The 25,308-nt window shown below is 63.4% G+C and carries 21 protein-coding genes and 1 tRNA gene; 14 read left to right on the forward strand and 8 right to left on the reverse strand.

Going from position 1 to position 25,308, the window contains the following annotated elements; genetic code table 11:
* Positions 1-51 precede the first annotated feature (51 nt).
* The 4 genes from ACNA1V_RS02940 (at position 52) to ACNA1V_RS02955 (ending at position 7,681) form a co-directional block, all read left to right on the forward strand.
* Positions 52-3,510 carry a hybrid sensor histidine kinase/response regulator gene (locus tag ACNA1V_RS02940; RefSeq protein WP_415832094.1) on the forward strand — a complete coding sequence of 1,153 codons (3,459 nt, stop codon included), beginning with the start codon at positions 52-54 and terminating at the stop codon, positions 3,508-3,510.
* Between the two features lie 281 nt (positions 3,511-3,791).
* A complete protein-coding gene (nadC, locus tag ACNA1V_RS02945) occupies positions 3,792-4,721 on the forward strand; it encodes a carboxylating nicotinate-nucleotide diphosphorylase (protein WP_415832095.1) in 930 nt (309 codons plus the stop codon).
* A gap of 157 nt (positions 4,722-4,878) precedes the next feature.
* A complete protein-coding gene (nadA, locus tag ACNA1V_RS02950) occupies positions 4,879-6,042 on the forward strand; it encodes a quinolinate synthase NadA (protein ID WP_415832096.1) in 1,164 nt (387 codons plus the stop codon).
* The gene (locus ACNA1V_RS02955) at positions 6,026-7,681 is read left to right on the forward strand and encodes an L-aspartate oxidase (protein ID WP_415832097.1); all 1,656 of its coding nucleotides are present in this window, start codon (positions 6,026-6,028) and stop codon (positions 7,679-7,681) included. Before nadA ends, ACNA1V_RS02955 begins: the two co-directional genes overlap by 17 nt.
* A gap of 23 nt (positions 7,682-7,704) precedes the next feature.
* Here the strand turns inward: ACNA1V_RS02955 and ACNA1V_RS02960 are convergent, their stop codons facing one another.
* From ACNA1V_RS02960 to ACNA1V_RS02975, 4 genes are all read right to left on the reverse strand, one after another.
* The gene (locus tag ACNA1V_RS02960; protein WP_415832098.1) at positions 7,705-8,358 is read right to left on the reverse strand and encodes a response regulator transcription factor; all 654 of its coding nucleotides are present in this window, start codon (positions 8,356-8,358) and stop codon (positions 7,705-7,707) included.
* Positions 8,359-8,453: 95 nt separating this feature from the next.
* A complete protein-coding gene (gene acs / locus ACNA1V_RS02965) occupies positions 8,454-10,406 on the reverse strand; it encodes an acetate--CoA ligase (protein WP_415832099.1) in 1,953 nt (650 codons plus the stop codon).
* A 327-nt stretch (positions 10,407-10,733) separates the two neighbouring features.
* Entirely contained in the window at positions 10,734-12,395 is a 1,662-nt protein-coding gene (locus ACNA1V_RS02970) for a cation acetate symporter (protein ID WP_415832100.1), read from the reverse strand.
* Positions 12,392-12,703, reverse strand: a complete 312-nt coding sequence (locus tag ACNA1V_RS02975) for a DUF485 domain-containing protein (protein WP_415832101.1) — start codon at positions 12,701-12,703, stop codon at positions 12,392-12,394. Before ACNA1V_RS02975 ends, ACNA1V_RS02970 begins: the two co-directional genes overlap by 4 nt.
* A gap of 686 nt (positions 12,704-13,389) precedes the next feature.
* Between ACNA1V_RS02975 and ACNA1V_RS02980 the strand changes: the two genes are divergently transcribed.
* A complete protein-coding gene (locus ACNA1V_RS02980; RefSeq protein WP_415832102.1) occupies positions 13,390-14,064 on the forward strand; it encodes a ProQ/FinO family protein in 675 nt (224 codons plus the stop codon).
* 70 nt (positions 14,065-14,134) lie between these two features.
* Here ACNA1V_RS02980 and ACNA1V_RS02985 read toward each other — a convergent pair whose 3' ends face one another.
* Together ACNA1V_RS02985 and ACNA1V_RS02990 are read right to left on the reverse strand one after the other, a co-directional pair.
* Complete coding sequence (locus tag ACNA1V_RS02985) at positions 14,135-15,571, reverse strand: heavy metal sensor histidine kinase (protein ID WP_415832103.1); 1,437 nt, start codon at positions 15,569-15,571, stop codon at positions 14,135-14,137.
* A complete protein-coding gene (locus tag ACNA1V_RS02990; protein ID WP_415832104.1) occupies positions 15,568-16,281 on the reverse strand; it encodes a heavy metal response regulator transcription factor in 714 nt (237 codons plus the stop codon). The genes ACNA1V_RS02985 and ACNA1V_RS02990 overlap by 4 nt, the downstream gene beginning before the upstream one ends.
* A gap of 201 nt (positions 16,282-16,482) precedes the next feature.
* Between ACNA1V_RS02990 and ACNA1V_RS02995 the strand changes: the two genes are divergently transcribed.
* From ACNA1V_RS02995 to ACNA1V_RS03015, 5 genes are all read left to right on the forward strand, one after another.
* On the forward strand, positions 16,483-17,058 hold the full coding sequence (locus ACNA1V_RS02995; RefSeq protein WP_415832105.1) for a cytochrome b: 576 nt from the start codon (positions 16,483-16,485) through the stop codon (positions 17,056-17,058).
* The gene (locus ACNA1V_RS03000; protein WP_415832106.1) at positions 17,055-17,612 is read left to right on the forward strand and encodes a YceI family protein; all 558 of its coding nucleotides are present in this window, start codon (positions 17,055-17,057) and stop codon (positions 17,610-17,612) included. Before ACNA1V_RS02995 ends, ACNA1V_RS03000 begins: the two co-directional genes overlap by 4 nt.
* Positions 17,613-17,739: 127 nt before the next feature.
* Complete coding sequence (locus ACNA1V_RS03005) at positions 17,740-18,327, forward strand: YceI family protein (protein ID WP_415832107.1); 588 nt, start codon at positions 17,740-17,742, stop codon at positions 18,325-18,327.
* A 108-nt stretch (positions 18,328-18,435) separates the two neighbouring features.
* Positions 18,436-19,926: an amino acid permease gene (locus tag ACNA1V_RS03010; protein ID WP_415832108.1), complete on the forward strand. Its 1,491-nt coding sequence runs from the start codon at positions 18,436-18,438 to the stop codon at positions 19,924-19,926.
* A 72-nt stretch (positions 19,927-19,998) separates the two neighbouring features.
* Positions 19,999-20,073, forward strand: a tRNA-Arg gene (locus tag ACNA1V_RS03015).
* 238 nt (positions 20,074-20,311) lie between these two features.
* Here the strand turns inward: ACNA1V_RS03015 and ACNA1V_RS03020 are convergent.
* Complete coding sequence (locus tag ACNA1V_RS03020) at positions 20,312-21,016, reverse strand: TerC family protein (protein ID WP_415832109.1); 705 nt, start codon at positions 21,014-21,016, stop codon at positions 20,312-20,314.
* 255 nt (positions 21,017-21,271) lie between these two features.
* A complete protein-coding gene (locus tag ACNA1V_RS03025; protein WP_415832110.1) occupies positions 21,272-22,204 on the reverse strand; it encodes a LysR family transcriptional regulator in 933 nt (310 codons plus the stop codon).
* An 80-nt stretch (positions 22,205-22,284) separates the two neighbouring features.
* Here ACNA1V_RS03025 and ACNA1V_RS03030 point away from each other — a divergent pair, with 80 nt between their 5' ends.
* The 4 genes from ACNA1V_RS03030 (at position 22,285) to ACNA1V_RS03045 (ending at position 25,249) form a co-directional block, all read left to right on the forward strand.
* Positions 22,285-22,626, forward strand: a complete 342-nt coding sequence (locus ACNA1V_RS03030) for a protocatechuate 4,5-dioxygenase subunit alpha (protein WP_415832111.1) — start codon at positions 22,285-22,287, stop codon at positions 22,624-22,626.
* Positions 22,627-22,668: 42 nt separating this feature from the next.
* Positions 22,669-23,508 (forward strand): class III extradiol dioxygenase family protein, encoded by an 840-nt coding sequence (locus tag ACNA1V_RS03035; protein WP_415832112.1) that lies wholly within the window; start codon positions 22,669-22,671, stop codon positions 23,506-23,508.
* A 124-nt stretch (positions 23,509-23,632) separates the two neighbouring features.
* Positions 23,633-24,247 (forward strand): sigma-70 family RNA polymerase sigma factor, encoded by a 615-nt coding sequence (locus tag ACNA1V_RS03040; protein ID WP_415832113.1) that lies wholly within the window; start codon positions 23,633-23,635, stop codon positions 24,245-24,247.
* A 6-nt stretch (positions 24,248-24,253) separates the two neighbouring features.
* Entirely contained in the window at positions 24,254-25,249 is a 996-nt protein-coding gene (locus tag ACNA1V_RS03045; RefSeq protein ID WP_415832114.1) for a FecR domain-containing protein, read from the forward strand.
* Positions 25,250-25,308 lie beyond the last annotated feature (59 nt).

A 25,308-nucleotide genomic window follows, 5' to 3' on the forward strand; every position in this document is an offset into this window, starting at 1 on the left:
CCCTGAACCGGCCGGCCCGGACTTTGGCCATGCGCCGCAAAAGGACGACATATGCTGCCAGCCTGGGTTTTGCTGGTTTCGCTGGGCTATGCCGCGCTGCTGTTTGCGGTCGCCTGGGCTGGCGACCGCTACCCGCTCTACCCCCAGCGGCCCTGGCTGCGGCCAGCGGTCTATAGCCTGGCGCTGGCCGTCTATTGTTCCTCATGGACTTTCTACGGTGCGGTGGGCTCCGCCGTACGCTATGGCATCGGCTACCTGCCTATCTATCTCGGCCCCTTCCTGATGATGATGTTCGGCTGGCGCATCATGGAACGGCTGGCCCTGATTGCCCGCTCCCAGAATACTGTCTCCATTGCCGACTTCATCGCCAGCCGCTATGGCCGGTCACAGCGGCTCGCCGCACTCGTGGCGCTCATCGCCCTGCTCGCAGCCGTGCCCTACCAGGCCCTGCAATACAAAGCCGTGGCCCTCAGCCTTGATGTCCTGACCGGCCCGACGCGCAGCAACAGCCTGCTGGGCGACCCGGCGCTCTACGTCGCCATCCTGATGGCCGTGTTCTCCGTCATGTTCGGCACGCGTCAGGTCGATGCCACGGAACACCGTCCCGGCCTGATCCTCGCCGTCGCCTTCGAGTCCCTGGTCAAACTGATCGCGCTGATCACCATCGGCGTCTTTTCCATCCTGTGGTTTTCCGGCAGCGGCACCAGCCTGGTACAAGCGACCCGCACCCTGCTGGACACCCCCCCGATCGGTTTTGTCGGTCAAACCTTGCTGGCATTTGCCGCCATGGTCTGCCTGCCCCGCCAATTTCATGTGGCCATTGTCGAATGCGGCGATGTCGCCGATATCCGGCGGGCCCGCTGGTGGTTTGGCGGCTATCTGGTGATCGTCTGCCTGATGGTCCTTCCCATCGCCAGCGCGGGCGCCACTTTGTTTGGTTTCAGCAATACCGCACCGGACAGCTTCGTGCTGGCCTTGCCGCTGGCGGAAAACAACGCCGCGCTGGCGCTGGTCGCCTATATCGGCGGATTCTCAGCCGCCACCGGCATGGTGATCGTCGCCAGTGTGGCGCTCTCGACCATGATCAGCAATGACCTGATCATGCCCATTCTGCTGCGCCGCCGCCGCGCCGGCTCGCTGGACCGCAATGTCGCAAGCACCGTGCTGTGGATACGCCGGGTCGCCATCTTCTTCATGGCTTCGCTGGCCTACGGCTATTACCGCGCCAGCGGCAGCGACACGGCCCTGGCGTCATTCGGGCTGATGGCCTTTGCCGCCGTCGCGCAATTCGGTCCGGGCCTGATCGGCGGCCTGTACTGGAGCGGCACCAGCCGCCGGGGTGTAGAGGCCGGCCTGCTCATCGGCTTCGGCATCTGGACCTACACGCTGCTGCTCCCCAGCCTTACCGAAAGCGGCTGGCTGAATCCGGCCTGGATGCTGGAAGGCCTCTTCGGGCTGCACTGGTTGCGGCCCCACCACCTGTTCGGCAGCACCGGCTGGGACCCCTTGACGCATGGCACCTTCTGGTCGCTGCTGCTCAACGGACTGACCATGTTGCTGGTGTCCATGCGCTGGCCGCCAGGCCTGGCGGAACGACTGCGCGCCGAACCTTTTCTCAATCCCTACGCCGAGCACCGGGCCCAGGCACCCGGCCAGTGGCGCGGCAACCTGCAGGTCGCTGATCTGCAGGCGCTGGCCAGCCGCATCATTGGCGAACCGGCGGCCCAGAAAGCCTTTGAAGAACAGGCGCGCCAGCGCGGCCTGACGCTGACACCCGGCATGGCTGCCGATGCCACCTGGATCCATGCCACGGAACTGTTGCTGGCGGCAGCCGTCGGCGCCGCGTCCGCCCGCTTGCTGATGACCACCGCGCTGGAAGGCACGGGCATGGAAATTACCGCCATTGTCTCCATCCTCGATGAAGCGGCACCGGCACTGCGCTTCAATCGTGAAATCCTGCTGGCCACCCTCGAAAACATCGACCAGGGCGTCAGCGTGGTGGACGCCGAAATGCGGCTGGTAGCCTGGAATCAACGCTATCTGCAGCTCTTCGGCTACCCGGCAGACATGCTGTATGTGGGGCGGCCCGTGGCGGACCTGATCCGCTTCAATGTTGAAAATGGCAAGCTCGGCCCGGCCTCGCGCCTGGACATCGAACAGGAAATCGACAAACGCATTGCATTCATGCGCGCCGGCTCGCCCCATATTTTCCAGCGCGTACTGGATTCCGGCCAGGTGCTGGAATTGCGCGGCCGGCCCCTGCCCGCCGGCGGTTATGTCACCACCTACAGCGACATCAGCGCCTACAAGCATGTGGAAGGCGAACTGCGCGAGATGAACGAAAACCTGGAGCAACGGGTGGCGGAACGCACGCGCGAAGCCGAACAGGCCCAGGAGTCCCGTACCCGGTTCCTCACTGCCGTCAGCCATGACGTCTTGCAGCCCATCAACGCCGCCCGGCTATTCGCCTCCGCCCTGCGGGCGTCGGAACAGGCGGCTGAACAGAAACACCTGGCCGAACGGGTGGACACCTCTTTGCGCGCTGCGGAAGAACTGCTCGATGGCCTGCTGGATGTCTCGCGCCTGGACGCCGGCGCCTTGCGTCCGGATGTCACCCTTTTCGATGCCGGCATCCTGATGCGCCAGCTCGTCGAACAATACGCGCCAATGGCGCAAGGCCGCGGGCTGGAGCTACGGCTGCATGCCCGTTCGCATTATGTGCGCAGCGACCAGCGGCTGCTGCGCCGGGTCTTGCAGAACTTCCTGGCCAATGCCCTGCGCTACACCCGCCAGGGCCGCATCCTGCTGACGGCGCGGCAACGCGGCGACAGCGTGGTTTTTCAGGTCTGGGACACCGGGCCCGGCATTCCTGCACATCATTTGCGGCAGATCTACGAAGAGTTCCACCGCTATGAGCAGCCCTTCGACTGGGATGGCCGCGGCCTGGGTCTGGGCCTGTCGATCTGCCAGCGCATTTCCCTGCTGCTCGGACATGCCTTGGATGCCCGTTCCATCGTCGGACGCGGCAGCATGTTTTCCATTGCCGTGCCACGCGTCGCTGCCCCCGCGCCCAGCGCCAGCCTGGCGGTGCGCGCGGCCGCCCCGGGCGCAGAGGCCAGCAATGTTGCCGGTCTCAAGGTATTGTGCGTGGATAATGACCCGGACATTCTGGAAGGCATGCGGGCCTTGCTGCAGCGCTGGCAAATTGAGATCCATTGCGCCACCACCGTGGATGAAGCACTGGCTGCCATGGAACAGAACCCGGATGTCCTGCTGGTGGACTACCACCTGCATGATCGCCTGGACGGCCTGGACACCCTGGATGCCCTGCGCCAGCTCAAGGCAGGCGTCCGTGGTGCGCTGCTCACGGCCGATGGCAGCGATACGCTCAAGCAACTGGCCCGCGCACGGGGCTACCATGTCCTGACCAAACCCGTTAAACCCGCCTCGCTGCGCGCCTATCTGGCCGCACAGCACAAGGCAGGACGTTCCGGCACTGTCGCCCGGTAGCGACACCGGACCGCTTTCGGGGGAAACCCCGACTTTACTTATGCTCAGTTAAAGAATAAAACTTATGCTCATGCGCAGAATAACAAGTCTGACGGTCGGCGCATCATCGACTGCCACTGACATCCTGACACCCCCGGCTTGAAAAAACTGGCTGTCGGCAGTCCAGGGGCAAACGGCAACCCGGCGTCCTTCGGGACTCCCCGGTCGGGTCAGCAATGACAGGCCGCTGACTGACCGGCAGACATTCTGCACCGGACATTTTTTTCGCAAGGATAATGCTCATGCAGAGCAAAACAACCACCGCTGCCGCTGCCGCTGCCACTTGCCCCGACGCCACGCATCGCGGCAGCAACCCCTGGCCCATCGCACCGTTGCCCAGGCTGATCCTGGAACCCCAGGTTCGCGCCGCCCTGCTGGAAGACCTGGGCCGACGGGGTGATGTCACCAGCGACGCGATCATTCCAGCCGACACCCAGGCGACCCTGGCGCTGCGCGCGCGTGAATCCGGCGTGCTGGCCGGCTTGGAAGTGGCCCGCCTGAGCTTCGAACTGATGGACGGCCACACTCGCATGGAAGTGCTCCTGCCCGACGGCAGCCGGCTGCAACCGGGCGACACCATTGCCCTCGTTCACGGGCCGGCACGCGCCCTGCTCGGCGCCGAACGCACGGCCCTGAACTACCTGAGCCACCTGAGCGGCGTCGCCAGCGCCACGGCCCGCATTGCGGATGCCATCCGCCCCTACGGCACACAGGTCAATTGCACGCGCAAAACGCTACCCGGCCTGCGCAGCCTGCAAAAGTACGCAGTGCGGGTCGGCGGCGGCAGCAATCACCGCTACGGCCTGGACGATGCCATCCTCATCAAGGACAACCATATCGCCATCTGCGGCAGCCTGCGTGCAGCCGTCGAGCGCGCCCGAGCCCATGCCGGCCATCTGACCGCCGTGGAAGTGGAAGTCGATACCCTGGCGCAATTGCAGGAAGCCCTGGATCTGAACGTCGCCGTCGTCCTGCTGGACAACATGGACACGGCAACCTTGCGCCAGGCCGTGAGCCTGGCCCGCGGGCGCGCCATCACTGAAGCTTCTGGCGGCGTTTCCGAAGCCAGCGCGGCCAGCATCGCGGCCACCGGCGTTGACTACATTGCCATCGGTGCGCTGACACACAGCGTACGGGCGCTGGATATCGGCCTGGATAGCCTGTCGCCCTGAACCGCCGGCACGCCCGCCCTGGCCGCGCCCCCAGAGAACAGATCCGGCGCCCACGCCAGCCATGGCTCGTCAGGCCAGCCGCCCCTCTGCCACTGTTTTTCGCCCCCGTGTTTTTCGCCCCACAAATACTCACTCAGAGCATATAAGGAACCGTTCCATGAATCCTGCCTCTCCCCCGACCAAGCAGCGACGCTGGTTCGACTACGACACGCACACACTCACCTCATCCGACGGCGCCAGCAGCGCGACCAGCAGCGCCTGGGCGACCGTACCGCCGCCCCTGCCGCCGGACATGCGCGACCACTACCGCGAGCGCATCAAAGCCTTGCTGCAACGCGAAAACGCGGTTCTGGTCGCGCACTATTATGTCGATGCCGACCTGCAGGATCTGGCACGCGAGACCGGCGGCTGTGTCGGCGACTCGCTGGAAATGGCGCGCTTCGGGCGTGACCACGAGGCCGCCACCATCGTTGTGGCAGGCGTGCGCTTCATGGGCGAGACGGCCCGCATCCTGAGCCCGGAAAAACGCATCCTGATGCCAGACCTGGGTGCGACCTGCTCGCTGGACCTGGGCTGCCCCGCCGAGGACTTCCGCGCCTTCCGCGCCCAGCACCCGGACCGCACCGTCGTGGTGTACGCCAACACCAGCGCCGCCGTCAAAGCACAGGCCGACTGGGTCGTGACCTCATCCGTCGGCCTGGACATCGTCGCCAGCCTGCACGCACGCGGCGAGAAAATCCTGTGGGCACCGGACCGCCACCTGGGCAGCTATATCCAGCGCGAGACAGGTGCCGATATGGTGCTGTGGCAAGGTTCCTGCCTGGTGCACAATGAATTCAAGGGCTTCGAACTGGAAGGCTTGCGCCAGGAATATCCTCACGCCAAGGTACTGGCACATCCCGAGTCCCCGGATTCTGTCGTCAGCCAGGCCGATGTGGTGGGATCCACCACCCGCTTGATACAGGCTGCGACCGAACTGGATGCCACGCACTTCATCGTCGCGACCGACCTGGGCATTCTGCATGAAATGCGCATGCGGGCGCCAGGCAAAACCTTCCTGGCGGCACCGACAGCCGGCAACAGCGCAGCCTGCAAAAGTTGCGCCTTCTGCCCCTGGATGGCCATGAACGGATTGGCCGGCGTCGCCGCTGCACTGGAGCAAGGATCCGGCGAAATCACGCTGGATCCGGCGCTGGCGCAAGCCGCACGCCTGCCCATCGCCCGGATGCTGGATTTCGCCGCCACCCGGCAAGCCCGCGTCCAGGCCAGCGGCGATCTCGAACACGATACGGAGCTTTACAGCCATGTGGGCGCAGCCTGATACCGACACGGCCGGCGCGGGAGCGCCTGGGCCTGAATCCTACGATGCCATTATTGTCGGCGCCGGCCTGGCCGGCCTGAGCGCCGCACTGAGCCTGCCTTCGGCCTGGCGCGTCGCCCTGCTGCTCAAGCAGGACTGGCAGGCCAGCGCCAGCAACCTGGCCCAAGGCGGCATCGCTGCCGTCCTGGACCCCACCGATAGCGTGGCCGAACATGTAGCGGATACGCTGACTGCCGGTGCCGGCTGCTGCCATGCAGAACATACGCAGGGCATTCTGTCGCAAGCCGCCCAGGCCATCGCCTGGTTACGTCAGGCAGGGGTACCGTTCTCGGAAGAAAACGGCCAATTGCACCTGACCCGTGAGGGCGGCCACGGAAAGCGCCGCATTGTCCACGCCGCTGATGCTACCGGACAGGCGGTGATGGCCACGCTGTGGCCGCTGTTGCGGCAGCGGCCACACCTGACCCTCCTGCAGCAACACGCCGCCATCGACCTGATCGTTGGCACGGATCAGACGGCCCAGCGGCATTGCCAGGGCATACTGGCCATGGATCTGCAACAAGGCCGCCGTGTCGCGCTCCATGCCCGGCACGTCGTTCTGGCGACTGGCGGCAGCGGGCAGCTCTATCCTCGCACCAGCAACCCGGCCAGCGCCACCGGCGACGGCCAGGCCATGGCCTGGCGCGCCGGCTGCCAACTCCTTGATCTGGAATTCATCCAGTTCCACCCAACCGGCCTGGCCGCGCCCGACCGGTCATCAGGCAGTTCCTCCCTGCCGGCAAGCCATCCCGGCGCGGTCCTCGCCGCATCCGCGCAGACCGGCCAGACACCACTGATGACAGAGGCCCTGCGCGGCGAAGGCGCCCTGCTGCGGCTTCCCGACGGCACCCGCTTCATGCCGGCCTACGATACCCGCGCAGAACTGGCCCCGCGCGATATTGTGGCCCGCGCCATTTACCAGGAAATGCAAAGCCATCAACTGCCTGGTGTCCTGCTGGATATCAGTCACCGCTCGCCGGACTTCCTGGCAGAACACTTTCCCAATATCCTGGCAACCTGCCGCGCCCATGGCATCGAGCCGGAACGCGAGCCCATTCCGGTCGCGCCCCTGGCGCACTATGCCTGCGGCGGCATTCTGACCGACCTGCGCGGGCGGACCCAGCTCCCCGGCCTGTACGCCATCGGCGAATGCGCCCGCACCGGCCTGCACGGTGCCAACCGGCTGGCCAGCAATTCCTTGCTGGAATGCATTGTGCTGGGCCAGGCGGCCGCGCAAGACATGATGGCCGGCGCGCGGCCATCCTCTCCGTGGCCGGATCAGAGCCAGCCGCCCGGCCTGCCCGGCAGGCCGTCAAGCCGCCCGGCCCCCCCATGGGATGACAGCCGCTGCCTGCAGGCACGGGCGCAGCTGCAACAGCATATGTGGCAGGGAGCAGGCATTCTGCGGCAGCCGGCAAGCATGGCCGGCGCCCGTGCGGCGCTGGACGCCTTGCACACGGAATTCCACGCCGCAGGCCGGGCCGAAGCACCGACGCTGGCGTGGCTGGAGCTGCGCAACCTGCTGGATCTGGCCTGCCTGACGCTAGATGCCGCGCTGGCGCGCCGCAGCAGTTGCGGTGCCCATGCACTGGCCGCCTGACGCCCGGCCGGCCGGCCCGGTGATCAGGCGTTCTCGACGCTATCCTGCGCCAGCCCCAACCGCGCCACCAGCGAGACCGCCTGGGTGCGGTTGGACACCCCCAATTTGCGCATGATGGCCGTCATGTGTGCTTTGACAGTCGCTTCGGAGACGCCCAAGTCATCAGCAATCTGTTTGTTCAGGCGTCCCGCTCCCACCATCTGCAGCACGCGGAATTGCTGCGGCGTCAATTCGCCGACACGGCGCCCGACATCCTGCTCTTCCGCTCCGGCACCGGCTGCCAGCAGTATGCCTTCCGGCACCCATGGGGTACCGTCCATCACTTGCGTCAATGCTGTGCCCATCAGGCCGGCATTGGCTGATTTCGGGATGAAGCCCATGGCGCCATGATCCAGCGCGCGGCGAATCACCGCCGGTTCTTCATGCGCGGAAACGATGACAATGGGAAGCTGCGGGTGTTGCGCCCGCACGTGCGCCAAAGCGCCAAACCCCTGCGCCCCTGGCATATCCAGATCCAGCAGCAGGACATCCGCATCCGGATGGGCATCCACCAGGTCGTAAAGCTGTTCCAGCTTGTCCGCCTCGAAGATGGCGGCCTCGGGAAACGCCCGCGCCACGACGCCGCGCAAGGCCTCGCGGAACAAGGGGTGGTCATCGGCGATCAACAGTTCTTTCATGTGTTCCTGACTCTCTGCGCGACCCGCTGCGGCATGATGTGTCCGGAACCCCCATCCGGCCTGCTGGCCGGATGGGCGCTACGGTCGGCGCTGTATCAAAACACGCGCCGGCCCTCAAGCAGGTCATCAACCACGGACGGATCGGCCAGTGTTGTCGTATCGCCCAGTTGATCCGGCGCGTTTTCTGCGATTTTACGCAGAATGCGGCGCATGATTTTCCCGGAGCGCGTCTTGGGCAAGGCAGGCGCCCATTGCAGGTGATCCGGCGTGGCAATCGGGCCGATGATCTTGCGCACGTGAGCCACCAGCTCCTTGCGCAATTCCTCGTTGCCGTCATACCCGGCCACCAGCGTGACATACACGTAGATGCCCTGCCCCTTCAGGTCGTGCGCAAAACCGACGGCCGCAGCTTCGGCCACCAGCGGGTGTTCGACCAGCGCGCTTTCCAGTTCCGCCGTCCCGATACGGTGGCCGCTGACGTTGATGACGTCATCGACCCGGCCGGTGATCCAGTAGTAGCCGTCATCATCGCGGCGCGCGCCATCACCGGTGAAATAGGTGCCGGGGTAGGTTTTGAAATAGGTGTCGATGAAGCGCTGGTGATCGCCATAGACCGTCCGTGCCTGGCCGGGCCAGGAGTCCAGGATGACCAGGTTGCCTTCCCCCGGGCCGTCCAGCACTTCGCCATTGGCATTGACCAGCGCGGGTTTCACGCCAAAGAACGGCTTGGTGGCCGAACCCGGCTTGAGGTCGATGGCGCCCGGCAGAGGTGCAATCAGCGCACCGCCGTTTTCCGTCTGCCACCAGGTATCGACGATGGGCACGCGGCTGTCGCCCACCACTTCGTAGTACCAGCGCCAGGCTTCCGGGTTGATGGGCTCGCCCACCGTGCCCAGCAGGCGCAGCGACTTGCGCGACGATTTCTTGACCGGGCCTTCGCCCTCGCGCATCAGCGAACGGATGGCGGTAGGCGCCGTATAGAAAATGGTGACCTGGTGCTTATCCACCGTATTCCAGAAGCGTGATGCATCCGGATAGCTGGGCACGCCTTCGAATACCACGGTGGTCGCGCCATTGGCCAACGGACCGTAAACGATATAGCTGTGGCCGGTGATCCAGCCGATATCGGCCGTGCACCAGTAAACGTCGTTTTCGCGCAGGTCGAAGACCTTTTCATGCGTGAAACCGGCATACACCAGATAGCCGCCGGTGGTATGCAGCACGCCCTTGGGCTTGCCAGTACTGCCGGAGGTATAAAGAATGAACAGCGGGTCTTCGGCATTCATGCGCTCGGGCTCGCACTCCGCCGGCACATTGTCGATCAGCTCGTGCACCCAGCGGTCGATGGCGCTGTTGAAAGCCACTTCATTGCCCGTGTGGCGCACGACCAGCACGCGCTTGACGGTATCCACGCCAGGCAGCGTCAGGGCGGCATCGACATTGGCCTTGAGCGCAATGGTACGGCCAGCGCGCAGGCCTTCGTCGGCGGTAATGACGACAGATGCGCCGCAATCGCGGATACGGTCGGCGATGGACGTCGGCGAAAAACCGCCGAACACCACATTGTGGATAGCGCCAATGCGCGCGCAAGCCAGCATGGCGACAGCCGCATCAACGATCATCGGCAAATAGATGGTGACGCGGTCGCCTTTCTTCACGCCTTCGGCGCGCAGGACATTGGCGAAACGGCACACACGCTCATAGAGCTGGCGATAGGTCACATGGCGCGCGGGCTGAGCGGGATCATCCGGTTCCCAGATGATGGCTGTCTTGTCGCCGCGCTCGGCCAGGTGGCGATCCAGGCAGTTCACGCTGGCATTCAGCTCGCCATCGGCAAACCAGCGAATGCGGAAGTCTTCCTCCAGAAAGCTGACATCACGGATTTCGGTGGGCTCGCGGAACCAGTCCACGCGCGTGGCCACCTTGCGCCAGAAACCTTCCGGATCACTGACGGATTCCGCATACAGGCGCTCGTATTGTTCCTTCGTCACCGTATTGGGCCCCGCGAAGCCCTGGGGCACCGGATAGCGTTCTTGCTGCTCAGTCATGACTTGCCTCTTCTCTTGGTCAATCCTCCTGCGCTACCTGGGCGCAGGACCTGGTTATATAAGCTTGCTCGCGGCAGCCGCGGCTTTGACGCCAGCCCCCGCCGTAAAGAGCCGGGAGCCCCATCCGGAACCCCCTCTGCACCTGCATAGCATGCCATGCCATGTCCGTCTCGTTCCCTGCAAAAAGGGCAGAACAGGCACCGGCACGCCACCGGCCACATCCCTTCTACATTACTGCTTTTTTTACCGGCCTAGAACCCGCCGGCCGGCACAAATCATGCCGCATTGCAGCAACCGGCAGGCCTGTCGGCCGCCGGTTGCCTACCCTCAGTGGTCGGACGCCTGGGCCGCGCCGATACCGGTCTGGCTGCGTACGGTCAGCGCATCGAAAGCGGCCTGCTCGGACTTCGCACGCTTGCTGGTATCCAGCTTGGAGAACACCCAGATTGCAACGAAGGCCAGCGGAATCGACAGGATGCCGGGGTTGGGGAAGGGCGTGACCGGCTCGGCGAAGCCCAGCACATCCACCCACACCGTCTGGCTCAGAACAACCCAGCCAGCTGCCGTCACCAGCCCCAGGAAACCGCCGATCGTGGCGCCGCGCGTCGTGCAACCGCGCCAGGAGATCGACAGCACCAGCACCGGGAAGTTGGAACTGGCCGCGATGGCAAAGGCCAGGCCCACCATGAATGCCACGTTCTGGTTCTCGAAGATGATGCCCAACAGGATCGCCAGCACACCCAGCACCACCGTGGAGATACGGGAGATGCGGAACTGATCGCGGTCGGACGCACGGCCCTTGGCAATCACGTTGGCATACAGGTCATGCGAGATCGCCGCAGCACCTGCCAGCGTCAGGCCAGCCACCACCGCCACGATGGTCGCGAAAGTCACCGCTGCCAGGAAGCCCAGCAACAAGCTGCCACCCACCGCATTGGCCAGGTGCACGGCCACCATGTTGGTGCCGCCGATCAGGTTCTTGATGAGGTCGAAGCTGCCGTCCGGGCCAGTCTGGAAGAACTCGGGGTGACGCACCAGGAAAGCCACGGCACCAAAACCCAGGATGAAAGTCAGGATGTAGAAGTAGCCCATGAAGGTGCTGGCCCAGATCACTGACTTGCGGGCTTCCTTGGCATTGGCCACGGTGAAGAAACGCATCAGGATGTGCGGCAGGCCGGCCGTACCGAAAGCCAAGGCCAGGCCCAGCGACAGGGCATTGATGGGATTGCTGCTGACCGAGGAGCCCGGGGACATGAGCGCCAGGCCTGCCGGGTGAACACGCACCGCTTCCGCCACCATGGCGTTGGGATCCCAGCGGAAGGCTGCCAGCACCAGCACGGCCATCAGCGTCGCGCCGAACAGCATCAGCACGGCCTTGATGATCTGCACCCAGGTGGTGGCCGTCATGCCGCCGAAGGTCACGTAAATCATCATCAACGCGCCCACGATCAGAATGGCGAACTTGTATTCCAGGCCAAAGAGCAACTGGATCAGCTTGCCCGCACCCACCATCTGCGCGATCAGGTAAAGCGCGATGATGATCAGCGAGGCGCTGGCCGCCAGGATGCGCATGGACTTCTGCTCCAGGCGGAACGAAGTCACATCGGCAAAGTTGTAGCGGCCCAGGTTGCGCAGACGCTCCGCAATCAGGAACATCACTACCGGCCAGCCGAACAAGAAGCCGATGGCGTAGATCACGCCGTCGAACCCGCTGACATAAACCATGCCGATGATGCCCAGGAAGGACGCGGCGGACAGATAGTCGCCAGCGATTGCCAGGCCATTCTGGAAGCCGGTGATGCCGCCGCCAGCCGTATAGAAATCAGACGTCGTCCGGGTACGGCGTGCCGCCCAGTAGGTAATGAACATGGTCGCGGCGATGAACGCCAGGAACATGACGATGGCCGAGGTATTGGCCTGGCCCTGTGCCGCCCAGGCGGGCGATGTGCAAGCCAGCGAAAGCAGTGTGGCAGTAAGCAGCTTCTTCATGACACATCCTTCACAATGGCTTCGATCAGCGGATCGAACACACGATTGGAAATGCTGACATACACAGCGATCAGCACCACGGCAAGCACGCACATCAACACACCGGACACCACGCCGATACTGAGCGTGTAGCCGGGCGCGATGGGCTGGCCGAACAACACCGGGTCAAATGCCAGCGTCAGCACAAAGCCTGCGTAAAGGATGAGAGTGATGATGAAGAAGGTCATGCTGATGCGACTACGTTTTCGCAGCAGCTCCTGATACTTCGGATGCCGCATTACGGCGGGTACAACGTCATTGGGTTGCATGTCGCCTGTCTCCTGTTTTTTTACTTGAGTCTCGGGATTTGCCATGCGCCCGTTCGGACAACAGCACGCGCCGGGAATCCTCTGGTTGGCAATTTAGACCTCACTCAGCCAAGGGAACAGGCGACTTTGGTCGTACAGGAAAACCAGGGGTCATACACGGCCCGCGCCGGAATATTGCAACGCAACATGACTCAATAATCAGGAAACAAGCGGCTATGCTGAAAAATCCAATCACAAAAGGTGCGTCCGCACCATTTATTCCGCTGATTGATTTACATCAATTTTTACTAAATTCATAAGGGATTCCCCTCCCATGCTTCATCCGGCCGGCCCCCCCCTCGCATCCGGCCTCCGGGGTCATCCGCCCTCCCTTTGCCCCCGGCCACCGGGCAAACGCCGCTTTGCTGCGCCACCAAGCGAGCCATCCGCCCACCATCCGCCATATGGATGGGCTGACAGGGTTGCAATCTCATCACAGCCCGTTGCAATGACACTGCACCACCATGCCCAGGACTGGCGCCTGCGCCAAGAACTACTACAATCCCATACAGCCCTTCCCGCTATTGCATGCAACGGGGAGATTCTGCGCCCATCAACCGGGCGGAATGCAGTTACCCAGCCTCGCCTGAACCGGCACTCATGCCTCAGGCTGGCTGGTCGCAAAATCAACGGAAATCAAAGGCATTATGGGATTTGAACAACTTGCCGCGCTCAAGCGGGAGCTTGAGCTGGCTGCCAAGGCTCAGGCCGACGCCCAGCAACAGCAACGCCGCGGCCAGCGCAAGGCTCCTGCCCGTGGCCCGAAGACCGCCGCCAAAGGCGCTCGCCGTGACACCCCCCCGGCAGATCCGGTCGTTCTGGCCATTGCCCGTCTGCAACGGCAGTTCCCCAATGCCTTCCCGCGCAAGCCGGCCGACAAAATCCCGCTCAAGCTAGGCATTCACAATGATCTGTATGCCCAGTCCGAGGCCCTCAAGCTGAGCCAGGAAGAGCTGAAAGAAGCGGTCAAGACCTGGTGCCAGGGCAGCCGCTACTGGGCCTGCCTCACCGAAGGCGCCACACGCGTGGATCTGAACGGCGACGCAGCAGGCACGGTGACGGCGCCCGAAGCCCAGCGCGCCCGCCAGCTGGCATGGCGCCAGCGCAACGAAGCCCGCAAGGCAGCTGCTGCTGCCCGCAAACCGGCGGAAACGTCTGATGCCGCTGATGCTGCCGCCACGGCTGCGCCGGAACAGGCGCCTGCCCACCCGGCTGACGCCAGCCCGGTCTCCGGCCAGGATGCCCTGCCTGCCGCAACGGCCCAGGTGGAATCGCAACCGGCCTCCATCAGCAGCGCCGCCACTCCCGAGACGGCACAGTAATACACGACACCGTCGTTCCAGCCGGGCCTGTAGTGGCGCTGCCGCTACAGACCCGCCTCGTTGCCGCCTGTCAGGCAGCCGGTGCAGCGCCGCTTTGCATCGTAAAGACAAACACATTGCGCCCCTGTTCCCGCCGGATACTGGCGCTGCCGCCATGCATGCGCGCCACTGCCGCCACAATGGACAGACCCAGCCCATGATGCATATCGCTTTGCGTACGTGAGCTGTCTGCCCGATAGAAACGCTCGAACAGGCGCGCCTCTATGTCCGGCGCAATGGGCGCCCCCACATTCGCCACGGCCGCCGTCACTTCCCCCCCCTGCTGGCCCAGCATCACTTCCACGCAACTGCCAGGCTCCGCATGGCGCGCTGCGTTTTGCAGCAGATTGCCCAGGGCGCGATGGAACAGCCGGCGATCTATCGACGCATGCGCATCGCCGCTTACCTGAACATGGACGGCATGATCCGCAAACACGGGCTCCAGATATTCCACGGTTTTCCAGGCCTCTTCACGCAGCGACACATCAGTGAGATCCGCAGCGCGCTGGCCGCTGCCCGCACATGACAAGAACAACATGTCATTGACGATACCGGTCAGCCGCTCGATCTCCTCGATATTCGAGCCCAGCAGGTTTTCCAGTTCTTCCACACTGCGACGCTGCGCCAGCATGACCTGGGTCTGCCCCATCAGGTTGCCCAGCGGCGTGCGCAACTCATGCGCCACATTGGCATTGAAGGCCTCCAGTTGCTGCCAGGCCGCTTCCTGCCGCGCCAGCGCGCCGTTGAAGGCCGTCGCCAGCTCGCACAGCTCGGCAGGCAGCGCCGGCACATCCAGGCGCTGGCTGAAATTTCCTACCGGCAATTGCCGGGCCTGCGCGCTCAGGCGCCGCAACGGTGCCAGGCCGAAGCGGGCGATGCCGTAGGCCAGCAAGGCGATGAGCAGGACACCGGCCAGATACGTCACCACCATGCGCTGACGGAATTTACCCAGCGTCTGGAAATACGGCGTGCAATCCGACACCGTCACGAAACGTATCGCCGGCCGTTCGCCATGCGCGGGAATGAAACGGGTGAAGATCACCCATGCCCTGCCGCCCGTGAGATTGGGAATGACGGAAATGCCCTCCGGCTTGCCCAACCATTCAGGCCGGGCCGGGCCGGAACCGAAGGTATAGGCCGGGTTGTCGCCCAGCACCCAATAACGCGTGCGTGAATCCCGCCCGCCCAGGTCTTCCAGCTTGCGGCGTACCGTGGCCCATTGTTCCGGCGTACCACTGGCGGCCAAGAGCGGATCCAGCAAGGAATGGCGAAACTCCAGCTCGCCGCTGATCTGCTCCAGCAAGGTGCGTTCCAGATAGCGATACAGCCAGACGCCGCTGGCGGCAAACACCAGCGTGCCCAGCAGAATGAACATGCACACCAGCCTGCGCGTAATGGACGAGCGGTGCCGTGCACGTGCCCGCGCAGCAGCATGAGCGGCCCCGGCGGCAGAAGCGTCCGTGCTCATGCCGCCGGCCCTCCATCCTGGCCATTGCGCTCGTCACGCTCCTCCAGCACATAGCCCATGCCACGCACGGTATGCAGCAGCCGGGTCTCAAACGGCGCATCCACCTTGGCGCGCAGCCGCTTTACCGCCACTTCCACCACATTGGCATCGCTATCGAAATTCATATCCCAGACCTGCTCCGCAATCATCAGCTTGGACATGACCTCGCCTTCGTGGCGCGCCAGCAAACTCAGCAGGGCGAACTCCTTGGCCGTCAGGTCCAGCCGCTGGCCTGCCCGCGTCACCTTCCGCGCCAGCAGGTCCATATGCAGATCCCCGATCTGCAGGCTGGTCACATCCTGCTGCGCCTCGCCGCCCCGGCGGCGCGCCAGCGCTTGCACGCGCGCCACCAGCTCGGTGAAGGAAAACGGTTTGGGCAGGTAATCATCCGCCCCCTGGCGCAGGCCGCGCACCCGGTCATTCACATCGCCACGCGCCGACAGCATCAGCACCGGCGTGCACTTGCGCTGGCGCAGACCTGCCAGCACCTGGAAGCCGTCCTGCAAGGGCAGCATGACATCCAGCACCACAACGTCGTAATCCTGCTCCAGCGCGCAATGCAGGCCATCGACGCCATTGCTGGCCATATCGACGGTATAGCCCTGCTCCGTCAAACCGCGGTACAAGTAGGACGCCGTCTTTTCCTCGTCTTCGACAATCAGCAAACGCACGCTTTCATTCTCCCTGGCGGCCGCCTGGATTCCTGGCCCCGGCAACCCTTGTTCTGCGTCAAAACTACCATGCAACAGCCGTCAAGCCGCTGACCGCTGGCTGACAAAAATGTCAGCCAGCGGTCATCTTCAGGTCAGAGCCAGCTGCTTAAGATGTTGCTCATCCCAAGTTTCACGGCCTCTTGATCGCCCTACCCGACGATGCCCCATTCCCGCGACGAGCAATACGCCCCATTTGCCAAACTGTTGCACTGGCTGATCGCCCTGCTGATGCCCGGCATTCTAGCGCTGGGCTTCTATATGCAAGGCCTGCCCTTCTCGCCCGGCAAGCTGGAACTCTACTCCTGGCATAAATGGCTGGGGGTCACGGTATTCCTGCTGGCCCTGGTACGCATCGGCTACCGCCTGGGCCATCCGCCCCCCGCGCTGCCAGCGCACATGAACCGCCTGGAACGCCTCGCCGCGCATGGCGGCCATCTCGCACTGTACGCCTTGATGCTGGCGATTCCGCTGTCAGGCTGGCTGATGAGCTCGGCCAAAGGCGTACAGACCGTCTGGTTCGGCGTTTTGCCACTGCCTGACCTGCTGGCGCGCGACCGCGTCCTGGGCGACACCCTGGCGCAAGTCCACGTTTTGCTGAATTTCGCTTTTCTAGGCATGCTGCTGCTGCATACCCTGGCAGCCTTGAAACACCAATTTATCGACAAGGACGGCCTGCTGGCGCGCATGTTGCCGCGCTGCGCCTGTGCCGCCGGAAAAAGGAGCTCCCAAGCATGAAAACGCTGATCGCCGCGGCCATTGCCGCCTTGCTGCCCTGGCACGCCATGGCAGCGTCCTACCAGGATGTCGATACCGGCAACAGCCGGATCCGCTTCCATTACTCGCAGATGGGCGTTGCCATGGACGGCGACTTTCCGCGCTTCGCCGGCAAGCTCAATTTCGACCCGGCCCAACCCGAACAAGGCAGCGCCTCGGTCGAAGTATTCCTCGACAGCGTGGATACCGGCACCGATGAAGGCAATGACGAGGTTCGCACCGAATCCTGGCTGGATGTGGGCGGCCATCCGGTCGCCAGCTTCACCACCACCTCGATCAAGGCCGTCGGCGACGGCAGTTATGAAGCCAGCGGCACCTTGAATATCAAGGGCCAAAGCCGGCCGGTCACCATTCCCGCCCGCTTCACGGAAAAAGACGGCCTGGGAATTTTCGAAGGCCGCTTCGACATCACCCGCGGCGACTACGACATCGGTACAGGCCCCTGGGCCGCCACGGATATCGTGGCCGGCCAGGTCGGCATTTCCTTCACCCTGAGTGCCCGCCCCGCCCCCTGACGCCACAGTCGGCCTTCACCACAGCATTTCTGCCGCCCCCGACACCCTCACCAGACAAGGGGCGGCCTCCCGTTCCATCCCTGAATCGGCGCCCGCCGCTTCCTCATCATTCACCACGGAGCCATCCATGAACTTTTCCCGCATCAGTACCCGCCTCGGCCTGGCCGCAGCCCTGAGCCTGGGCGCTGCGCTGCCCGCTTTCGCCGCCCCGGTCACCTATGTGCTTGACGGCTCCCACACGGCGGTCAGCTTTTCCTATCGCCACGTTGGCCTGAGCACCCAGACCAGCCGGTTCAACAACGCTACCGGCACCATCGTGCTCGATACCGCCGCCAAGACCGGCAAGGTGGACGTCACCGTGGACACCCGCTCGGTGAACACCGGCCTGGAAAGCTTCAACGGCCATATCCAGGCCAAGGATTTCCTGGATACCGCCGCCTACCCGACGGCCACCTTCGTTTCCGATAAGGTCGTGTTCGAAGGCGATCGGCCCGTGTCCATCGAAGGCAAGCTGACCATCAAGGGCATCACCAAGGACGTCACCGTCGCCATCGACGACTTCGTGCTGGCGGATCATCCGATGGCGAAGAAACCCGCACTGGGCGCCGCCGGCAGCGTGCAACTGACGCGCTCGGAATTCAATATGGGCAAGTTCGCACCGGTCAACAGCGACGCAGTGACGCTGCGCGTGACCCTGGAAGCCATCCAGCAATAAGCCGGGCCAGGGCGGCGGCCATCACCGCAGCCGCCCTGCGTCACGCGCCCTGCACCACGATTACCCAAGCGGTATGATGCCGGACCTTACCGGTATGCAACCGCTTTTATGACTCACCCTGCTACAACGACGTCCGGCGCCCGCCAGGACAGTACCGCGCCGCACCTGCAGCGCTCGCTCAAAACCCGTCACCTGACCATGATCGCCATCGGCGGTGCCATTGGCACCGGCCTGTTCGTGGCCTCGGGCGCCACGATTGCACAGGTCGGCCCTGGCGGCGCCTTGCTGGCCTACGCGCTGATCGGCTGCATGGTCTATTTCATCATGACCAGCCTGGGTGAACTGGCTGCCTTCATGCCGGTTTCCGGCTCTTTCGCGACCTACGGCGCCCGCTATGTCGAAGAAGGCTTCGGCTTCGCGCTAGGGTGGAACTTCTGGTATTCCTGGGCCATTACCGTCGCCGTCGATCTGGTCGCCGCCCAGCTCGTCATGGCCTACTGGCTGCCTGATGTCCCCGGCATCCTCTGGAGCGCCCTGTTCCTGGCGTTGATGTTCGGCCTGAATGCGATTTCCGTCAAAGGCTTCGGTGAAAGCGAATTCTGGTTTGCACTGATCAAAGTCGTGGCCGTCGTGCTCTTCATCATCACCGGCCTGGCGATGCTGACCGGCATCATCCATGGTGCCGAAGGGACAGGCGTATCAAACTGGACCATAGGCGACGCTCCCTTCGCCGGCAATTTTGCTGCCATGGTCGGCGTGGCGATGATCGTCGCCTTCTCTTTCCAGGGCACGGAACTGATAGGCGTCGCCGCCGGGGAGTCGGAAAACCCCCGGGTGAACATCCCCAAGGCCGCCAAGCAGGTGTTCTGGCGCATCCTGCTGTTTTATGTGCTGGCCATCCTGGTCATCGGCCTGCTTATTCCCTATACCGACCCACAGCTGCTGCGCAGCGATGTCACCGATGTCAGCGTCAGCCCCTTCACGCTGGTCTTCGAGCGCGCCGGCCTGCTGTCGGCCGCCGCTGTCATGAACGCCGTGATCCTGACATCGGTGCTGTCGGCGGGCAACTCCGGCATGTATGCCGCCACGCGCATGCTGTTCAATCTCGCCACCGAAGGCAAGGCACCGCGCGTCCTGGCCCGCCTGACCCGCAACGGCGTACCGCTTTACGCGCTGCTGGCGACCACCGCCCTGGCCGCGCTATGTTTCGTCAGCTCCATCTTCAGCCCGAAGATTGTCTATATCTGGCTGCTCAATACCGCCGGCATGACGGAGTTCATCGCCTGGATCAGTATCTCGGTCAGCCACTACCGCTTCCGCAAAGGCTACATCAAGCGCGGCCTGGACCTGGACGCCCTGCCCTACCGCGCCGGCCTGTTTCCGTTCGGCCCGATATTTGCCTTCATCCTGTGCCTGATCATCACGCTGGGGCAGAACTACAACGCCTTCCTGCAGGAGCGCATCGACTGGGTTGGCGCCATCGCCACGTATGTCGGCATCCCCCTGTTCCTGGCCATCTGGCTGGGCTACCGCCTGGTCAGGAAAACCCGTTTTGTACGCTATGCAGACATGACCTTCCCCACGGACACCACGCCGTGATTTGCCCGTCTGCACCTGCCTGAATCACGGCTGCACACGGAAACGGAAAAGCAGAGTACAATCGTTGGCTCTGCGCCCGTAGTTCAATGGATAGAATTAGAGTTTCCGAAGCTCTCGATACAGGTTCGATTCCTGTCGGGCGCGCCAGATTCCACCTGGCGCCTGCGCAACACCTGCACAGCCACTGGCTGAACCCATCAGGTTTTCTGTGCCGCGTCCGGTACCACACCCGCACCACGCCGCCTCTCATGCCCAGTACAGCCTGGGTGGTGCCTGAATGATCGGCACCCGAGTCGCCCCTGATACAAAAATCCCCGCTGACAGCGATGCCAGCGGGGATTTTTCATGGGGCGCCAGCCTGGCGCCCCGGCAGCCCTGAGCGTACTCAGTGCGCCGCACCTGCCTGCTTGCGACGGCCCAGCCACAGGCCGACACCGACCACCAGCGCGGCGCCCAGCACACCGGCACCAATATGCATCAGGTTGGACACCTCACCAACATGGTCCCTGAGAACGGCGTCTGTCAGCAGCATGCCGCCAGCCAACCAGCCCAGCAGGCCCGCACCAAACACCACCACCAGCGGGAAACGATCAATCAGCTTGAGCACCAGCGTGCTGCCCCAGATGATGATGGGCACACTGACCAGCAAACCGAAGATCACCAGCCCCAGCTGATGGTCGGCGTGCGCACCCTGCGCAGCGCCAGCGATGGCAATCACGTTGTCCAGACTCATGACCAGGTCGGCAATGATGATGGTCTTGACCGCGGCAAACACTGACGCACCACCTTCTATCTTGCCATGCGCATCATGGTCGGGAATCAGCAGCTTGATACCGATCCAGACCAGCAACACCGCGCCCACGATCTTCAGGAACGGGACTTCCAGCAAGGTCAGGGCAAACGCGATCAGGGCGACGCGCAACAGGATCGCGCCTGCCGTGCCCCACAGAATGCCCTTCATGCGTTTGTCCGCCGGCAGATTGCGACAGGCCAGCGCAATGACCACGGCATTGTCGCCACCGAGCAGAATATCTATCAAGATGATCTGGAAAACAGCGGCCCAGCTCAGGGTCTGAAAAAATTCCAGCATGGTTCGTCTATCCTCAAAACAGGCAATTCATTGATCTGAAAACCAGATCGGACCCTTTGCCATTCCGCATGATGACACCCGGAAACAAAAATGGCCCGATCCACCAGGACCAGGCCACATGCTGAGGAGGAGTTTCCCATGCACGCACCTTGCCCTTACGGCAAGGTCTTGCTTGCGGCACGAAGCCGCCCGGACACCGGGATAAAAGCCAGAATTCAGGCGTTCATCCGTCATGACGATGACTCGGAAGGTAAGCTACTCCCCTTGATTCCGCAAAGTATAGCTCACTTCACCGCGTTGCTGCGCAACTTCCACAACATGCGCCCGCAGCCAGCGGTGCACCGGATCGTCCTGGTGGCGTTGGTGCCACACCATATACATGGGCATGGGCGGCGCCTCCAGCGGCAGCGGTGCTGTCGCCAGGCCGCGCAGCGCACCCACGGCCAACAGCGACGGCGCTGTCGCAATCCATGGCCCGCCATGCAGCATCGCACCCAGCGCGGCCATGCCAGGCACCGTCGCGACGAAACGGCGTTGCACGCCTTTGCGCAACATCCATTCGTCGATATCCAGCATGCGCCTGGGCTCATACAAGACCGTCACATGCTCCGCCGCGCGATACGCCTTCATGCTGGCGGGCGCAGCGCACTGGGCGGCATCATAGAAAATGCAATAGTTATCCTCGAACAAGCGTTTCTGATAGATGTCGTCGCCCAGCGGTGGGCGCGGCGTAATCAGCAAGTCGCAATGCTGCTCGCGCAGTACCGCCGGGGTCGGCGCGCCGGAGGGCACGACATGCAGGCTGACACCCGGCGCCTGCGCCCGCAGGCGCCGCAACAAGGTAGGCAACAGGGCATCGCGCTGCAAGTCGTTGGCGGCAATGGTGAGGCTCATGTTCAGCCGTGCCGGCTCAAAGCCCGCAGCCAGCGTGAAATGCCGCAACTCATCCAGCAAGCCGCGCGCCCGCTCGGCCAGCACCCCCGCCATGGCGGTCGGCGCAATGCCCCGGCCCGACTTCACGAACAGGGCATCGCCCGCAATGGCACGCAGCTTATCCAGTCCGTGGCTGACGGCAGATTGAGTCACTCCCAGGCGCTGCGCCGCGCGCGTCACGGAACCTTCCTCATACACCACCCACAGCAACTGCAACAGCCTGCCATCCAAATCCAAATGATCGAAATCGTTCATGGGTTTCATGACTGAATCGGCCTTTATCCATACTGATGACAAGGGAATAATGACGCCATTATCCCCTTGCGGAGGCAGGCATGTCACACGAAATTCCAGGTACCAAATTGTTCGATGGCGAATTGGCCATGCGCGGCTATGCCCTGAACAAGATGTGTTTTTCCTTCAACGATGCGGCCAACCGCGCGGAATTCCTGGCCAACGAAGACGCCTACTGTGCCCGCTATGGCCTGAACGAAGCCCAGCGCTCGGCCATCCGCAACCGCAATGTGCTGCAGTTGATCGACGCTGGCGGCAATGTCTATTACCTGGCGAAATTCGCCGGCATCCTGAAGCTGGATGTCCAGGATCTGGGCGCCCAGCAGACAGGCATGACCAAAGATGCCTTCAAGGCCAAATTGCTGGCCTATGCCAAGGACTGAGCCCGCGCCTCCTCACAGACAAAAAAGACAAGGACATTCATCATGGCAACCATCGTCGGCGGCATCCTCACCTCCCATGTTCCCGCCATCGGCCGCGCCATTGCGCTGGAGCTGCAGCAGGATCCCTACTGGAAACCTTTCTTCGATGGTTTCCCGCCAGTGCGGGAATGGCTGGCCCGCCAGCGCCCGGATGTGGTCGTCGTGTTCTACAACGACCACGGCCTGAACTTCTTCCTCGACAAAATGCCGACCTTCGCCATCGGCGCAGCGCCCAGTTACAGCAATGCCGACGAGGGTTGGGGCATCCCGCAAGTCCCGGCATTCAAGGGTGAGCAAACGTTGTCGTGGCACCTGATCGAAGCCCTGGTGGCCAATGAGTTCGACCCGGTCACCTGTCAGGAAATGCTGGTGGACCACGCATTCACATTGCCCATGACCTTGCTCTGGCCCGATCAGCAGTGGCCCGTGACGGTTGTACCGGTCAACATCAATACCGTGCAGTTCCCCTTGCCCTCCGCCAAGCGCTGCTACGACCTGGGCGCCACCATCGGCCAGGCCGTACGCAACTGGGACAGCAGCAAACGGGTGGCCTTCCTGGGCACCGGCGGCCTGTCGCACCAGCTCGACGGAGAACGCGCCGGCTTCATCAACAAGAATTTCGACCTGGAGTTCATGGACAGCCTGGTCAAGGACCCGCGCTGGGCCACGCAGTTCAGCATTCATCAATTGGTCGAACTCGCGGGCACGCAAGGCATCGAACTGCTGATGTGGCTGGCCACCCGTGGCGCGCTGGGCGAGCAAGTACGCGAAGTCCACCGCAACTATCACATCCCGATTTCCAACACCGCTTCCGGCGTACAGCTGCTGGAGCCTGTTGCCTGAGTTTCATCGCCTGATGCCTCCTCATCCGGCCCCAGGCCAGCCATGGCCTGGTTTTTCGCCAGACACGCACGTGTCTGGCATTTTTTTTTGCCGATTCCAGCGATGTATGTCAGGACGTAACATCATGATATTATCGCCACTGATTCTCAATCATATTCAAATCCTGGCCTGCCCTGTTGACCCGCTCACCAGATGGCGCATCGAGAACCAGATGCTCAACCCCCCCTCTCAGCCCCCGGTCGATGGCCTGTACCGTGAACACCAAAGCTGGCTGCATAACTGGCTGCGCCGCAAACTGGGCAACGCTGACGACGCATCCGACCTGCTGCAGGAAACGTTCCTGCGAGTCTTGCGCCGCCCTGCTTCCTTTCTCCTGCGCGACAACGCTGGCTTTTCGCCCCGGCGACAACTGGCCCTGATTGCCAACGGGCTGGTCATCAACAAATGGCGGCGCGACGCCCTGGAACGCGAATACCTGGCGGTGCTGGCCAACATGGAGGCGCCCGGCTCGCCGTCGCCGGAAACCCGCGCCATCCTGCTGGACATCCTCTGCGAAATCGACGCCATGCTGGATGGCCTGCCCGATAAATGCAGGCGCGCTTTCCTGATGGCGCAGCTCGATGGCATGAGCCACGACGCCATCGCACAGGAATTGGGTGTCACGCGCCGCAGCGTCCATAACTATCAGGTACGCGCCATGCTGGCCTGCAGCCAGTATCTGATGAGCCAGCAAGATTGAACCGCCATGGCACTTCCTGAACCCGGTTCAAAGCTGAACGGGCCGCTGCAAAAAGCAGATCAACGGGCGCTGCGAGAAGCCGCCGACTGGTTCGCGCAATTCCAGGCAGGAGATGCCGGCCCGGAACAACAACGGCAATGGCGCCTGTGGCTGGAGCGCGAAGATGCCAATGCTCGCGCCTGGGCCTGGATGGAACGTGTCAGCAACACCATGTCCAGCCTGCAGGAACCTGCTGCCAGCAAGATCCTGATCCAGTCCCGCGCCCGCCGCCGTGTCATGGGCAAAACCGTGGCCAGCGTATTGGCACTGGGCGCAGGCAGCGCGGCGACCATCAGCCTGCTGCCGGTACGCGCCTGGGCGGCCACCTATTATGCGGGTGTCGGCCCAGGCCAGCGCATCCTGCTGCAAGACGGCTCGCTGCTCTGGCTGGATACCGACAGCGCCGCCAATGTCGATTTCACCGAATCATTGCGTACGGTGGAACTGGTGCGCGGCCGCCTATTCATTCAGACAGCGCCCGACCCAGCGCCGCTGGCGCGCCGTTTCGAAGTCGTGACGCCAGAAGGCCGCCTCATCCCCTCGGGCACCCGTTTTGCGGTGCGCCTGGCTGGCGGCAGCACGGATCTGGCCGTCTTCGAAGGCAGTGTTGCCAGCCACCCCAGACGCGCCGGGCCGGACGATGTGCTGGTCGTGCCAGCAGGCATGGCAACCCGCATGAGCGCCGCAAGCTGCAGCGCCCTGCGTCCGGCCAGCCGGGCCATGCAAACCTGGATCGACAACGTACTGCTGGCCGAACATATTCCCCTGGGAGAATTTATCCAGGAGCTGGCGCGCTACCGTCATGGCTGGATTACCTGTGCACCGGAAGTCGCCGACCTGATCCTGTTCGGCAGCTATCCGCTGGATGACATCGACGCCAGCCTGAGCGCCATCGCGCGCACCCTGCCAGTACAAGTGGAAAAGCGCTGGCCGGGACGCATTCTGATTCAAGCGCGACGCTGACCCCCAACCCCTGCCCGCCTGCGCAGAGCGGCACTGGCGCAATGCCGCTCCAGATCGGT

Source organism: Kerstersia similis (assembly GCF_965139615.1).
GTDB classification, from domain to species: domain Bacteria; phylum Pseudomonadota; class Gammaproteobacteria; order Burkholderiales; family Burkholderiaceae_B; genus Kerstersia; species Kerstersia similis.